General features: G+C 40.1%; 14 protein-coding genes. 5 read left to right on the top strand and 9 right to left on the bottom strand.

The window, feature by feature from the left end:
• Positions 1 to 113: 113 nt before the first annotated feature.
• Both pflB and pflA read left to right on the top strand, forming a co-directional pair.
• Positions 114 to 2,339, top strand: a complete 2,226-nt coding sequence (pflB, locus tag AC3ZVC_RS17795) for a formate C-acetyltransferase (RefSeq protein ID WP_490064541.1) — start codon at positions 114 to 116, stop codon at positions 2,337 to 2,339.
• Positions 2,340 to 2,439: 100 nt separating this feature from the next.
• A complete protein-coding gene (gene pflA, locus AC3ZVC_RS17790) occupies positions 2,440 to 3,168 on the top strand; it encodes a pyruvate formate-lyase-activating protein (protein WP_490064540.1) in 729 nt (242 codons plus the stop codon).
• Positions 3,169 to 3,208: 40 nt separating this feature from the next.
• On the opposite strand, the gene nadE is transcribed toward pflA, so the two are convergent.
• The 3 genes from nadE to AC3ZVC_RS17775 are packed head-to-tail and all read right to left on the bottom strand — an operon-like array spanning position 3,209 to position 6,085.
• Positions 3,209 to 4,030: an NAD(+) synthase gene (gene nadE / locus AC3ZVC_RS17785; protein ID WP_490064539.1), complete on the bottom strand. Its 822-nt coding sequence runs from the start codon at positions 4,028 to 4,030 to the stop codon at positions 3,209 to 3,211.
• Positions 4,031 to 4,046: 16 nt separating this feature from the next.
• The gene (locus AC3ZVC_RS17780) at positions 4,047 to 5,513 is read right to left on the bottom strand and encodes a nicotinate phosphoribosyltransferase (protein ID WP_490064538.1); all 1,467 of its coding nucleotides are present in this window, start codon (positions 5,511 to 5,513) and stop codon (positions 4,047 to 4,049) included.
• A 29-nt stretch (positions 5,514 to 5,542) separates the two neighbouring features.
• Positions 5,543 to 6,085, bottom strand: coding sequence for a cysteine hydrolase family protein (locus tag AC3ZVC_RS17775; RefSeq protein ID WP_490064537.1), 543 nt, complete (start codon positions 6,083 to 6,085; stop codon positions 5,543 to 5,545).
• Between the two features lie 687 nt (positions 6,086 to 6,772).
• Here AC3ZVC_RS17775 and AC3ZVC_RS17770 point away from each other — a divergent pair.
• Both AC3ZVC_RS17770 and AC3ZVC_RS17765 read left to right on the top strand, forming a co-directional pair.
• Positions 6,773 to 7,321: a biotin transporter BioY gene (locus AC3ZVC_RS17770; RefSeq protein ID WP_490064536.1), complete on the top strand. Its 549-nt coding sequence runs from the start codon at positions 6,773 to 6,775 to the stop codon at positions 7,319 to 7,321.
• Between the two features lie 524 nt (positions 7,322 to 7,845).
• Entirely contained in the window at positions 7,846 to 8,928 is a 1,083-nt protein-coding gene (locus AC3ZVC_RS17765) for a glycoside hydrolase domain-containing protein (protein WP_490064535.1), read from the top strand.
• 176 nt (positions 8,929 to 9,104) lie between these two features.
• On the opposite strand, the gene AC3ZVC_RS17760 is transcribed toward AC3ZVC_RS17765, so the two are convergent.
• From AC3ZVC_RS17760 to crcB (AC3ZVC_RS17750), 3 genes are all read right to left on the bottom strand, one after another.
• On the bottom strand, positions 9,105 to 10,040 hold the full coding sequence (locus tag AC3ZVC_RS17760; protein WP_490064534.1) for a lysylphosphatidylglycerol synthase domain-containing protein: 936 nt from the start codon (positions 10,038 to 10,040) through the stop codon (positions 9,105 to 9,107).
• A 289-nt stretch (positions 10,041 to 10,329) separates the two neighbouring features.
• Positions 10,330 to 10,686: a fluoride efflux transporter CrcB gene (gene crcB, locus AC3ZVC_RS17755; RefSeq protein ID WP_490064533.1), complete on the bottom strand. Its 357-nt coding sequence runs from the start codon at positions 10,684 to 10,686 to the stop codon at positions 10,330 to 10,332.
• The gene (gene crcB, locus AC3ZVC_RS17750; protein ID WP_490064532.1) at positions 10,679 to 11,074 is read right to left on the bottom strand and encodes a fluoride efflux transporter CrcB; all 396 of its coding nucleotides are present in this window, start codon (positions 11,072 to 11,074) and stop codon (positions 10,679 to 10,681) included. The genes crcB (AC3ZVC_RS17755) and crcB (AC3ZVC_RS17750) overlap by 8 nt, the downstream gene beginning before the upstream one ends.
• A gap of 128 nt (positions 11,075 to 11,202) precedes the next feature.
• On the opposite strand from crcB (AC3ZVC_RS17750), the gene AC3ZVC_RS17745 reads away from it, so the two are divergent.
• Complete coding sequence (locus AC3ZVC_RS17745) at positions 11,203 to 11,757, top strand: YhcN/YlaJ family sporulation lipoprotein (RefSeq protein ID WP_490064531.1); 555 nt, start codon at positions 11,203 to 11,205, stop codon at positions 11,755 to 11,757.
• A gap of 63 nt (positions 11,758 to 11,820) precedes the next feature.
• On the opposite strand, the gene AC3ZVC_RS17740 is transcribed toward AC3ZVC_RS17745, so the two are convergent.
• The 3 genes from AC3ZVC_RS17740 to AC3ZVC_RS17730 form a co-directional block, all read right to left on the bottom strand.
• A complete protein-coding gene (locus tag AC3ZVC_RS17740) occupies positions 11,821 to 12,024 on the bottom strand; it encodes a DUF6501 family protein (protein ID WP_490064530.1) in 204 nt (67 codons plus the stop codon).
• Positions 12,025 to 12,096: 72 nt separating this feature from the next.
• Positions 12,097 to 12,339, bottom strand: a complete 243-nt coding sequence (locus tag AC3ZVC_RS17735; RefSeq protein WP_490064529.1) for a hypothetical protein — start codon at positions 12,337 to 12,339, stop codon at positions 12,097 to 12,099.
• Between the two features lie 94 nt (positions 12,340 to 12,433).
• Positions 12,434 to 12,877, bottom strand: coding sequence for a VOC family protein (locus tag AC3ZVC_RS17730; protein ID WP_490064527.1), 444 nt, complete (start codon positions 12,875 to 12,877; stop codon positions 12,434 to 12,436).
• Positions 12,878 to 12,943: the final 66 nt, after the last annotated feature.

Below are 12,943 nucleotides of genomic sequence, written 5' to 3'. Positions count from 1 at the left end.
GCCACAAAGTTTGTGATTCACTTCACATATAATCTGTTATATTGAATGTATAGTAAAGTTGTAGCAACTGTTATACAGCCTTACATTAGAAATTAAAATTGAGGTGGATTTCCATGGAACAATGGAATGGCTTTAAAAAAGGTAAATGGACAAATGAAATTGATGTCAGGGATTTTATATTAACAAATTTCTCACCTTTCGAAGGTGATGAGTCATTTTTGGCAGGACCTACTGAAGCAACAACATTATTATGGAATCAGGTAATGGAACTTACCAAACGAGAGCGGGAAAATGGCGGAGTTCTTGATATGGATACTGAAATTGTTTCTACCATTACTTCTCACGGACCAGGCTACCTGGACCAGCATAAAGAAAAAATAGTCGGTGTTCAGACGGACCTCCCTTTTAAGCGTTCACTTCAGCCGTTCGGAGGAGTCCGCATGGCCGTGGCAGCGTGTGAAGCGTATGGCTTTGAAGCCAGCAAGGAAATGGAGAAAATCTTCACGGATTATCGCAAGACACATAATCAGGGTGTTTTTGATGCCTATACAGATGAAATGCTGCTTGCCCGCAAAGCCGGAATTATCACTGGCCTTCCTGATGCGTACGGCCGTGGACGGATTATTGGGGATTACCGCCGGGTTGCCCTTTATGGTGTTGATCGTCTCATAGAAGCCAAGAAAGAAGATTTAAAAACTACAAGCCGTGTAATGAATGAAGAAAATATCCGTTTGCGCGAAGAAATTTCAGAACAGATTCGTGCACTGCAGGAACTAAAGCAGATGGCGGAAAGCTATGGATTCGATATTACAAGGCCTGCAGGAAATGCAGTTGAGGCTTTCCAATGGTTATACTTCGGCTATCTTGCAGCTATTAAAGAACAAAACGGTGCCGCTATGAGCCTGGGGCGCGTATCCACTTTCCTTGATATATTCATAGAAAAAGATATTCACAAGGGCGTATTGACCGAACAGGAAGCTCAGGAACTTGTCGACCATTTTGTGATGAAGCTTCGTCTCGTGAAATTTGCAAGGACACCTGATTATAACGAATTATTCAGCGGCGACCCTACATGGGTAACAGAGTCAATTGGCGGCATGGCGCTTGACGGACGTCCGCTAGTAACGAAAAGCTCTTTCCGGTTCCTTCATACTTTAAGGAACTTGGGGCCTGCTCCGGAACCGAATTTAACGGTGCTTTGGTCTGCTAAATTGCCTGATAACTTTAAAGAGTATTGTGCCAAGATGTCTATAGAAACAAGCTCCATCCAATATGAAAATGACGACATTATGCTTCCTGAATACGGAGATGATTACGGAATTGCCTGCTGTGTATCTGCCATGGAAATCGGCAAACAAATGCAATTTTTCGGGGCTAGGGCAAACCTGGCGAAAGCATTTCTTTATAGCATTAATGGCGGAAAGGATGAAAAGCTGAATATCCAGGTAGGTCCGGACTATTCCCCTATCACATCAGAAGTTCTTGATTATGGAGAAGTAATGGCTAAGTTCGACCTTATGATGGATTGGCTGGCAAACCTTTATATTAACACATTGAATATCATTCACTATATGCATGACAAATACAGCTATGAGCGAATTGAAATGGCCCTTCATGATTCCGAAATATTAAGGACAATGGCGACTGGAATTGCAGGTCTAAGTGTGGCGGCGGATTCATTGAGCGCTATTAAATACGCTAATGTAAAGGTGGTCCGGGATGAAAACGGATTGGCAGTTGATTTCATTACAGAAGGTGACTTCCCGAAATACGGCAATAATGACGACCGTGTTGACAGCATTGCTGTAGACCTTGTCCAGCGGTTTATGAAAAAGCTCCGCATGCATCAAACATACCGGAACTCCAAGCATACGATGTCCATACTGACCATTACATCTAACGTGGTGTATGGCAAAAAGACAGGAAATACGCCAGATGGACGGCGTGCAGGCGAACCTTTTGCGCCAGGAGCCAACCCTATGCACGGCAGGGATACAAAAGGTACGCTTGCTTCCCTTTCTTCTGTTGCGAAATTGCCTTATGAATATGCGCTGGATGGAATTAGCAATACCTTCTCCGTTGTGCCTAAAGCGCTTGGCAAAGATGAACATAGCCGTATTCGAAATCTTGTTTCCATCCTTGACGGCTATGCGATTAAATCCGGCCATCATCTGAATGTAAATGTATTTAATAGAGAAACTTTGCTGGATGCCATGGAGCACCCGGAGGAATATCCGCAATTAACCATAAGGGTATCTGGGTATGCGGTAAACTTTATTAAATTGACAAGAGAGCAGCAGCTTGATGTAATCAATCGAACATTCCATGAAACAATGTAATTTGTATTACTGGACCTCCCCTTAGGAGGTCCTCCCTATCACTAATAAAGGTCTGGATGCGCCAAGGCAGCGCTCTTTGCTTATTGAAAGGAAGATTATCATGTACGGAAACATTCATTCAATTGAGACATTTGGGACGGTAGACGGACCAGGCATCCGTTATGTCATATTTACGCAGGGCTGCCTGCTTCGCTGCCAATTCTGCCATAATGCTGATACATGGGAGATTGGGACAGGGAAACAAATGTCTGTTTCGGAAATCATTGATGACCTCCAATCCTACCTCCCCTTTATAGAAGCATCTGGGGGCGGGATAACAGTGAGCGGAGGAGAACCCTTATTGCAAATTCCCTTCCTTATCGAGCTTTTTAAAGAATGTAAAAAACTAGGTATCCATACAGCTATTGATTCTTCTGGCGGCTGTTATTCCAGCTCCCCTCTTTTCCAAAGCCAGCTGAAAGAATTGATGGGTTATACCGATTTAGTGCTGCTGGATTTGAAACACATTGATAAAGATAAACATAAAAAACTGACAGGTCTTACAAATGAACATATTCTGGAATTTGCTAAATATCTTTCAGATAACCAAGTCCCAGTATGGATTAGGCATGTGCTGGTCCCAACAATATCTGACGGAGCGAAAAATCTGGAAAGGCTCGGACAATTTATCAAAGGTTTAAAAAACGTGAAAAAAATTGAAGTCCTCCCCTACCATAAACTCGGAGTATATAAATGGGAAGCGCTTGGGCTGGAATATCCATTAAAGGATATAGAGCCGCCGAGTGAAGAAAAAGCTGAATGGGCTTACCAGCTTCTATCAGGTCAATAAAAAATGCAGTTCCATGGTATGGAACTGCATTTTATAATGATTATTTCCACCAGTCATCATGTATGGATGCCGGCATTCTGCGCTTGTGCTCAGAGAACAAATAGCGTTTTTCAATTTTTTCAGCAGCCTCTTGGCTTACTTCTTTCCCTTCAAGATAATCATCCAGTTCATCATAGGATATACCTAATTCAGTTTCATCGGCTTGTCCGGGCTTTTGGTCAAGGAGATCAGCGGTTGGCACTTTTAAATATAGCCTTTCTTCTGCGCCAAGATCTTTTAGCAGTGCTTTACCCTGTCTCTTTGTCAGGCCGGATAACGGAAGGACATCGGCACCGCCATCGCCATACTTTGTGAAAAATCCAGTTACTGCTTCAGCAGCATGGTCGGTACCAATAACAAGCAAGCCATTTTGTCCGCCGATTGCGTACTGGGCTATCATTCTCATGCGTGCCTTTACGTTTCCTTTGTGATAATCCGTTAAAGGGTCTTCCGGAAAGATTAGGTCGTATTCCTTTTTAACCTCATCGACCGGGTCTTTTACATTGAATACATATTCCCGGTCTGCTTGAATAAAGGATAGAGCCAGCTGGGCATCATCTTCATCCTTCTGTACACCATATGGCAAACGGACTGCTGTAAATGTTGCTTCTTTTCCTTCCTTTCGCAGTTCCTCAACCGCAAGCTGTGCCAGGCGTCCTGCCAGGGTAGAGTCCTGCCCGCCGCTGATGCCGAGCACATAACCTTTGGAATTAGTTTTAACTAGGTAATTTTTTAAGAAATCGATTCTTTTTTTGATTTCTTCTTTTGGATCAATTTCAGGGTTAACACTTAATGCCTGCATGATTTCTTTCTGTAATTTCATTTCCGGTTCCTCCCTCTTAATACGGTCTGCCTTTTACTTCTTCTTTAATTTGCTTGATCATTTGCATTTTATTATCCCAGCATTCCTGGCTCAAATCGACTGGGTATTCTTCAGGATTTAATGAACGGCGGTACTCGTCCCATAACACATTAAGATTTTCTTTTGCAAATCTTTGCATTTCTTTTAAAGATGGAACCTGATAGACCAGATTGCCTTCCTTAAAGATCTCTTTATGAAGCTCCCTTGCCTCGAAGTTTGTTACAAATTTGCTTATAAAGGTGTGAACTGGATGGAACATCTTCAGCCTTTCTTCCTTCTGGGGATTTTCATGTTCCAGAGCAATATAGTCCCCTTCTGATTTTTGATTATCCTTATTAATGATGCGATAAACTCTTTTTAAGCCAGGAGTGGTGACTTTTTCCGGATTTCCGCTTATTTTTATTGTATCAGCCATTTTACCCGCTTCATCCTCGATTGAAACGAGTTTGTATACAGCTCCAAGTGCTGCTTGCTCAAAAGCAGTGATTAACTTCGTGCCCACACCCCAAATATCAATCTTCGCGCCCTGGGCTTTCAGGTTTATAATCGTATATTCGTCCAGGTCATTCGAAGCAACTATTTTTGCATCAGGGAATCCTGCCTCATCAAGCATTCTTCGCGCTTCCTTAGATAGATAGGCAAGGTCGCCGCTATCGAGTCTTATGCCCTTAAAATTAATTTTGTCGCCTAATTCTTTTGCTACTCTGATTGCATTAGGGACACCGGATTTCAGGGTATCATACGTATCTACAAGGAAAACACAATCTTTATGAGTGCTTGCATACTTCTTAAAAGCTGTATATTCGTCACGATAAGCCTGAACAAATGAATGCGCATGTGTTCCTGCAACCGGGATGCTGAATTTCTTGCCTGCCCTCACATTTGAAGTCGCATCAAAGCCTCCTATGTATGCTGCTCTTGTACCCCAGATGGCTGCATCCATCTCATGTGCCCTTCTGGATCCAAATTCCATGGCAGTTCCATCGCCAATCACTTCTTTTATGCGTGTAGCTTTGGTGGCAATTAATGTTTGATAGTTAATGATATTCAATAAAGCTGTTTCAACAATTTGAGCTTCTGCAAGAGGAGCTTCGACTCTCATGATTGGTTCATTGCCAAAAACCAGCTCGCCCTCTTCCATTGATTTGATGGTGCCAGTAAATCTCATGTTTTTTAAATAATCAAGAAAACCATCCTTATAATGAAGTTCATTTTTTAAATACATAAGATCGCTTTCGGTGAAGCGGAAATTCTCAATATACTCGATTACTCTTTCAAGGCCGGCAAAGATCCCATATCCGTTGCCAAACGGAAGCTTTCTGAAAAACACCTCGAAAACAGCTTTTTTATTATGTATATTATCCTCCCAATAGGTTTGGGCCATATTAATTTGATATAAATCAGTATGCAAAGTTAAACTGTCATCCGCAAATTCATTACGCATTAACGCAACCTCCTGTGTAATATCTTCTGTTAAATCACCTTTGCGTTCATTGAGCTTTTAAAATGTTCCAGAGCCCAGCGATGGCCAATTTCATTGAAGCTGGCAGTAGCCTTTTCATAAACAACAATGTTGAACCCTTTGTTATATGCATCAACAGCGGTATGCAATATACAGATATCTGTGCAGACACCAACAAGGTGCACTTCGGTTATCCCGCGCTCCCTTAATTTTAATTCAAGGTCTGTTCCCGCAAAGGCGCTGTATCTTGTTTTATCTATCCAAAATACATTTTCCTTATCGCCATGTAACTGATATACCTTGCTTAATTCGCCATACAAATCGCGTCCCTCGGTATCTTTAAGGTTATGCGGCGGATAAAGGGCTGTTTCAGGGTGATAGAGGTCATCCTGAAAATGCAGATCAATCGCAAAGACAGTGAATGCCCCCTCTTCAATAAACTTTGCCGTGATCGCTGCTATTTCCTTTTCTATATCAATAGCAGGCTGTCCGCAAGGCAATGCTCCGGTGACAAAATCATTCGTATAATCAATATTTAAAAGTGCTTTTGTCATCTAATATCCCCCATTTATATATTATCATCTCGCTTGGATGAAAATTTTGGCTATTAATTAGATACTAAGTGAAAATTAGCACATTAATCAACTTTTTCATCCCGACAGCTTATGTATATTTGAAATCTACCCGCAAATAGGGTGATTTACTCCTCTGCAAAAAACCTGCTTTGAACATTCGTTCGTTATAATGAACAAGGGAATTATTCGATAATAATAAAATATTTATTATTTCCCGCCAGGTTGTTTGGGGAGTTTTTTTAGAATAACATTTGGCTTATATCTGTTTTTGTTTTCTGATGAAACATCGGGGTTTTTAACTGGTGATTTATACAGTTGAGCTAATTGGCTATAGGGTACATTTTATAATATATCCATATATACCTGTACTAGTATAATTTATACCTATACACCTATTTGATTACTTGTGGATAATTAGTAAGAGTTGTGGATAATGAGTTTTTACTTAAATCTTCTATTAAAACTGTTTTCAAGGTACCTGGAGATGAGTACTTAAAACCCGCCTTATATCGTGCTTGGCTAGTTCTATTTTTTTCTATAACCTGTTTGGCGTTGACAATCATTTCATATAATAATATAGTTGTCTTGTTAACCTGTTAGTTTATTAAGTTTACATATTAAAGGGGAGTTTTTTTATGACTAAAGATCAGCTGAAGTTGGATATCCATGATTGTAACTGCTTTATTTGCTGCCATCATCGGGGTAATGGCACAAATTACAATTCCCCTCCCACTTGTGCCGATTACCGGCCAAACATTGGCAATTGGACTGGCAGCCACTATACTGGGAGCGCGCTATGGAACACTTTCCGTTATCTTATATTTAGTTATTGGGTCAGCAGGAGTTCCAGTATTTGCTGAATTCTCAGGGGGAATATCCAAATTAGTCGGACCTACTGGCGGTTATTTGGTTGGCTTTATCCCGGCAGCGTTTATTATCGGATGGTATATGGAGAGAACATCTTTCTCTTTCAAAAATGCAATGGTCGCCAATACGATTGGCATGCTGGTGACATTGGCATTCGGAACAGCCTGGCTAAAAATTGCTGCTGAACTGACTTGGACAGCTGCCATCACCGGCGGCGCTGCACCTTTTATTATTGTTGGATTAATTAAAGCTGCCCTTGCATCCTGGATTGGCATCATTGTGAGAAAAAGACTCCAATCCGCAAAGCTCCTCTTCCCTGCTAAAGGGAACATAAATGAATCCGTTTGAATAGTTAAACAGCCGATCCTAAGTATCGGCTGTTTTTTCTGTTTTAATAAGTATCCCAGGTCTATTCCTTATCCATTTGGCAAATCACCTAGCCTTAGCAGTAAAAAGGTTGAGTAACGACGAAAAGCCTCTTCACCAAGGAGAATGGTAGTTAACCGGGATGATTAACGACGAAAAAGCCTCTTCCAAAGGAGAATAGTAGTTAATCGTGATGATTAACGACGAAAAAGCCTCTTCCCCAAGGAGAATGGTAGTTAATCGTGATGATTAACGACGAAAAAACCTTTTCCCCAAGGAGAATGGTAGTTAATCGTGATGATTAACGACGAAAAAACCTTTTCCCCAAGGAGAATGGTAGTTAATCGGGTTGATAAACGACGAAAAGACCTCTTCCCCAAGGAGAATGGTAGTTAATCGGGATCTTTATCGACATTCCCCTTCCTTTTAAGCAAAGTAGCAGTCCTAGCACCCCCCACCTCCAATCTGCATAGGATGTCATGAACTGACAAGGAGGGCTGTGAGATATGGACAGACGGGGACTTTTGCCTTTTATCGTAACTGCTTTTTTTGCTGTAATGATATCGATATTCACTTTCTCCCTCATTGATTCAAGGAATGCTGAACCGAACACGCATCAGAATCCTAGTGGCGGTGAGACAAATAGTGACAGTGATATCACCAATAATGTTAAAAATAATATTAAAGGCAATAAGGCAAATGTAACTAATTCAATTGATAATGATTTGAATAACGGGGACAATAGCCAAATTGACAATAATGTTTCAAATGACATAGAAGTAAATGTCGATGTGAACGTAACAAATAAAATAAAGAATAAAGCTGACAGCCAAGATTCCAGCTCAGGGAAAAATGGTGACGGCAATAATAAGAGCGATAATGACGGCAATAATGATAACAATAATAGCGGAAACAAGGATGATCAGGATGGCCAAACGGATGAAGATGAAGTCGTTTGGGGTGTAGACTCTGCAAGTCTCACCACAAGCGGCTTGCTTTCCTGTGTACGGGATAATTTTGGCAGCCCTAAAGTTTGGGGACGATATTTGGGTGAAAAAGAAGGTGTTTCAGCAGGTGTCACTGGGGAAGAAGCAGAACTGCTCCATTCTAATGATATAAAAATCCTTGTCATTTGGAATCGGTTTAGCGATGCAACAGGGCTTGAAAATGGACAGAGTGAAGCGAAAGCCGCCATAAAGCTCGCTGAGGAATTAGGCATCCCTGAAGGTGTTGCTATTTTTGCCGATATTGAGCCTAGTTATCCTGTTGATTCTGCATTTATTGAAGGGTGGTATCAAGAGATGGAAGAATCACCTTACCGTCCAGGCATATATGGGATTTTTGATCCGCAGCGGGCTCTTACACGCGCTTTTGAACAAGCCGGCAGCAGTTCCGCTCTTCTTGAAAACACATATGTATGGACAGCGGCACCCAATGTGGGCATTACCACAGAAAAACAGGCTCCTGGCTATAAACCGCAAGCACCAGAAAATGCTTTGATTGCTGGCTGGCAATACGGGATAGATGCGCAGGCATGCAATATTGATACAAATTTATTTAATGGCGGGATTATGGATGTTTTATGGTAAAAGATTAATAACAATCAAAAAAGAGCCCAAAAAGGCTCTTTTAAATTTTAGCTCTGTTATCCTTGTCTGTTGATTTCCGATCAAGAAGCTCAGCGAACCGCTGGCATCCGGGAGAAACCTCAAACACTAAGCCTGTTTCCCCTTCACTCCCAAGCGTGCAAAACTATCAACAAAACTTAAATCTTAAAAGCATTTCTTACATCCCCGTTATTCCAGATTTGGTTCAGTACAAAAGGCGTACCGATAAAGACGGGAACGATATAATAACTTAGTCGGTAGAACATCAGGATTAATAGGCCCAATTCGGTAGGAATCCCTTGTGATTCTAACCCGATTAAAAATACAAAGTCAAAAGATCCTATACCGCCGGGGATCATACTTGCTATGCCGGCGCATGCTGATATAACTACTATGGGAAATATAACAAAGAATGGAATCGAAACTTCCAGAGCGTTTGAAATTCCCCATATGCAGATTATGATAAATAGCCACTCCAAAAATGAAACAGCCAGTAATTCTGCTGCATATCCCTTTTTGATATGTTTTAAATTCCAAAACGAGGTTTTGAAGAAGTAAATGGCCAGCAATACAGGTGTATAAGCGGAAGTCGCCCAGACAGCAATTTTTATTAGCTTTACATCTTCATATAAATGCAAATCCGAAAAAATAATCATCCATGACAGCAAAGATAAACCCGTCAGATAAAAAAGTGAGAGCTTGGCAATTATTTTTATATAGGGAGTGCCGCCAGCTAAATAATTTTTATAAAAATAAGATCGTAGGGTTGCTCCTGCAACGCCCCCAAAACCAATGAAGTTCGAAAACGCATTTGCTGATAATGAATAAAAAAGCAGCTTTTTTTTAGGTACTTTAATCAAGAAAAGCCTCTGAAGAATCTCATCATAGAAATACATAGGAAAAAGAGCGACTAGTCCAAGTATCATAATAAAGGCTACTTTCTGTGGTGAAAGCCGATCCAAATAAAGTTCAAGTAAGGCCCAGTTAAAATCGTCAAACATGCCTTTTGCTTCATAGCTTATAAATAGTAATATGAATATGGGTACCAGGAATTTGGCCAACGATAGGAACGTTTTTTGTTTTAAGAAAGACAAATTACCCCACCATTCATTTAATTGAGTATTATGTATGAGCTTAAAGCTTCCTGATAGAGTAGTACCATACTGCCGAAAAAAATACACATACACTTTTTTATCATTATATTCCTGGATGAGTACAATAGAATGGACAACCAATTTAAATTATAGGCTCTTTTCACGGAAAGATTATTGTTTTTTAATAGATCTGTGAATAAAAATATTGATAAATAAGGTAAAAAGCAACAAAGTTTGGGTAAACCGCCAAATTATAAAAAAGGAGCACGGCAAAATAGCCTTGCTCCTTTTACATTCTCCCAAATATTAATCCTGCAAATGCAGATAAAATGCCACCCGCATAGGTGAAAATTAAATAAGTAACGGCTTGTTTCTTCTTTTTCCCCTCCAAAAGCTCAACTGTTTCAAATTTAAATGTTGAAAAAGTTGTAAAAGCCCCCATAAAACCGACAGCCAGAAGCAAAAAAAGATTTTCATTAAAATCCAAACCAATTAACAATCCTAACAAAAAAGACCCTAACAGGTTAACAGCCAGAGTACCAGCCGGAATATCTGATGTAAATTTCCTTTTAACATACAAGACAGTCAGATATCTGCTGATTGCTCCAAGGAAACCTCCTGCAGCCACCCATAGAAAATTAATCATGGCTGGCCGCCTCCTTTTTGCCTAAGCCCGCATGATACCCTGCAAATGCAGCGGCAAGTCCCCCAAATATACTGATTGAGATATAAAGAAGTGCTTTTATATAGGCCTGTTCATCAATAAGCATAACTGTCTCATTGCTTAAGGTGGACAAAGTGGTAAAAGAACCTATGGCCCCCGTTCCAATTGCCAGCCGCCACTCATTTGTAAGTCGGTTTTGCCTTATGACAAGTGAAGTAAAAAGGCCAAGAATGAACGCTCCTGCAAGATTTGCGATTAACGTTCCGAATGGGAAACTGCTCCCAAAAGCTTGGGCGGATTGATCAGAAAGAATATACCTTAAAAGGCTTCCGGCCATGCCTCCCATTCCTATATAAATGATAACTTTCAAAAGGACCAACTCTTTCATTATGGCTTTCCATAGATCATTTTAGCATCTTTTTATTGGTAAAAATATTGAATAACAAAAAATGTTATAGGAATCCTAAGGATGAAAAAATAAAAAAGGAGTGAATAAGAATGCTAAAGCGAAAAGCAATTCTTGCAGGTGCTCTGACAGCTGTGGTTCTTACAGGATGTACAATGAACGACACAGATATGAATGAAACAGCACAAAGAAACAGAGATTTAAGCCAGCCGACAAAAGTTAACGACAGCAATTACGGCGAAAATGGCCGCACTACAGAACCGGGGATTGATCTGACCCGTACCCGTACAGAAAATCAAAATGGAGAACAATCCCCTAGAATGAGGGTTGCTGATAAAGCTGCCGAGAAAATTACAGCCATCCCTGAGGTTGAAACGGCAAACGTGATTGTTACAGATAATAATGCCTACGTGGCTGCACGATTGGATAATGGAAATGGGAAATTGACAAGGGATATCGAAGGTAAAATTGCGGATCAAGTAAAGTCTGTTGATCAGGATATTGATAATGTATATGTTTCAGTCAATCCTGACTTTTATGATCGAATGGCTGGATATACGGACGATATTCGCGGCGGACAGCCGCTAGAGGGATTCTTTGATGAGTTTAACGAAACAGTGCGTAGAATTTTTCCAACTCAAAGATAGCATCTATTAAGATGTATGAAAGAAGAAAACGGCCGTTTTATACAGGCCGTTTTCTTCCTATTATTAAGCATCCTGGAAATAATCTTTGTAAAAGCCGCTTACTTTTCCAGAGTTATCTAAAATAAAATAGAATTCTTCGGTTTCATTTTTGACATCATAAACTTTTCCTGCTGTCAGTGCTCTGTCTACAATGTATTTTGCTGCATCTGTATGCACGCATTTTACTTTTTTTACTGTATCGCGTTCATGCCATGTTAAATGAATCAAAACTGCCACTCCTTCGTTTTCTGCATAACCAGCTTGCTTTATCATTCAAATAGCGAAGCCCGTTATTAAATATTATAAAGAATACGAGCTGTTGTCTGCAACATGATTCTCTTTAAACGATGGCAAAACCTTCATAATTTTCCGGAATCGTTTAATTCGGTCCGTATCGAAAGTATATACTTCTCCGGTTAAAATGTTTTTTAATGTAACATAGGTAATTTCACAGATATGATCTATTCGTACAAACTCCAAATGTTCGTAGTGCTCATTATCGTACTCCACTTCATAAAAGCCATTATCTGCAATTATATTCATATGATGACCTTCTTTCTAAGATGATGGCAAAGGTTATTTACCACGTACTTAGCCTGTTTCAAACATCAAATGAATATTTTTGCATTAAATCCTATCATATTTTTTCCCATTCACTTAAAAACATCGGTTTTAAATCAGGCCTTGGGTTACCATTTAATACAGCGATATACTCCAATGAATGGCCATCCGGATCATAAAAATATACTGAAGCAGCGGGCATCCAAGTATGGACTATCGGTTCTATTGGCGGAAGGCCGAAACTTTCCCTTGCTTCAATGTTTTTTTCTTTTAAAAATGGAATAATCCCTTTCAGTTTCTCAGGTGAAACAGAAAAAGCAATATGATTCCGCCGGATTGGAGTATCTTTTGTTTCCCATATGCCAAGCATATTTTCTTTGTTTTCTCCCAGGAAAAAGAATGCCGCTCTCCTATCCTCAATTTTGTATGCCATTGTAAAACCCAGGTTTTCATAAAAGTGAATGTTTCTTTCCAAATCGGATGTATCCAAATGTGCTTCATACAGTTTTGCTCCCTGCAATTTATGTCCCCCTTTTCATTTTCTGATTTTATTGTATAAAAATAGCCTGCAGCGATATACAGAAAA

This window comes from Cytobacillus sp. C11.1 (assembly GCF_058145115.1).
Note: the sequence above shows the minus strand (reverse complement) of the source record. Positions and strands in the feature narration are given on the sequence as shown.

What these genes read in the sequence shown, in the direction of transcription:
- AC3ZVC_RS17770 (WP_490064536.1), top strand. Translation starts at nt 6,773, where the DNA reads ATGATTGTAACTGCTTTATTTGCTGCCATCATCGGGGTAATGGCACAA.
- AC3ZVC_RS17745 (WP_490064531.1), top strand. Translation starts at nt 11,203, where the DNA reads ATGCTAAAGCGAAAAGCAATTCTTGCAGGTGCTCTGACAGCTGTGGTT.
- AC3ZVC_RS17765 (WP_490064535.1), top strand. Translation starts at nt 7,846, where the DNA reads ATGGACAGACGGGGACTTTTGCCTTTTATCGTAACTGCTTTTTTTGCT.
- AC3ZVC_RS17735 (WP_490064529.1), bottom strand. Translation starts at nt 12,339, where the DNA reads ATGAATATAATTGCAGATAATGGCTTTTATGAAGTGGAGTACGATAAT.
- nadE (WP_490064539.1), bottom strand. Translation starts at nt 4,030, where the DNA reads ATGAAATTACAGAAAGAAATCATGCAGGCATTAAGTGTTAACCCTGAA.
- AC3ZVC_RS17775 (WP_490064537.1), bottom strand. Translation starts at nt 6,085, where the DNA reads ATGACAAAAGCACTTTTAAATATTGATTATACGAATGATTTTGTCACC.
- crcB (WP_490064533.1), bottom strand. Translation starts at nt 10,686, where the DNA reads ATGATTAATTTTCTATGGGTGGCTGCAGGAGGTTTCCTTGGAGCAATC.
- pflA (WP_490064540.1), top strand. Translation starts at nt 2,440, where the DNA reads ATGTACGGAAACATTCATTCAATTGAGACATTTGGGACGGTAGACGGA.
- AC3ZVC_RS17780 (WP_490064538.1), bottom strand. Translation starts at nt 5,513, where the DNA reads ATGCGTAATGAATTTGCGGATGACAGTTTAACTTTGCATACTGATTTA.
- pflB (WP_490064541.1), top strand. Translation starts at nt 114, where the DNA reads ATGGAACAATGGAATGGCTTTAAAAAAGGTAAATGGACAAATGAAATT.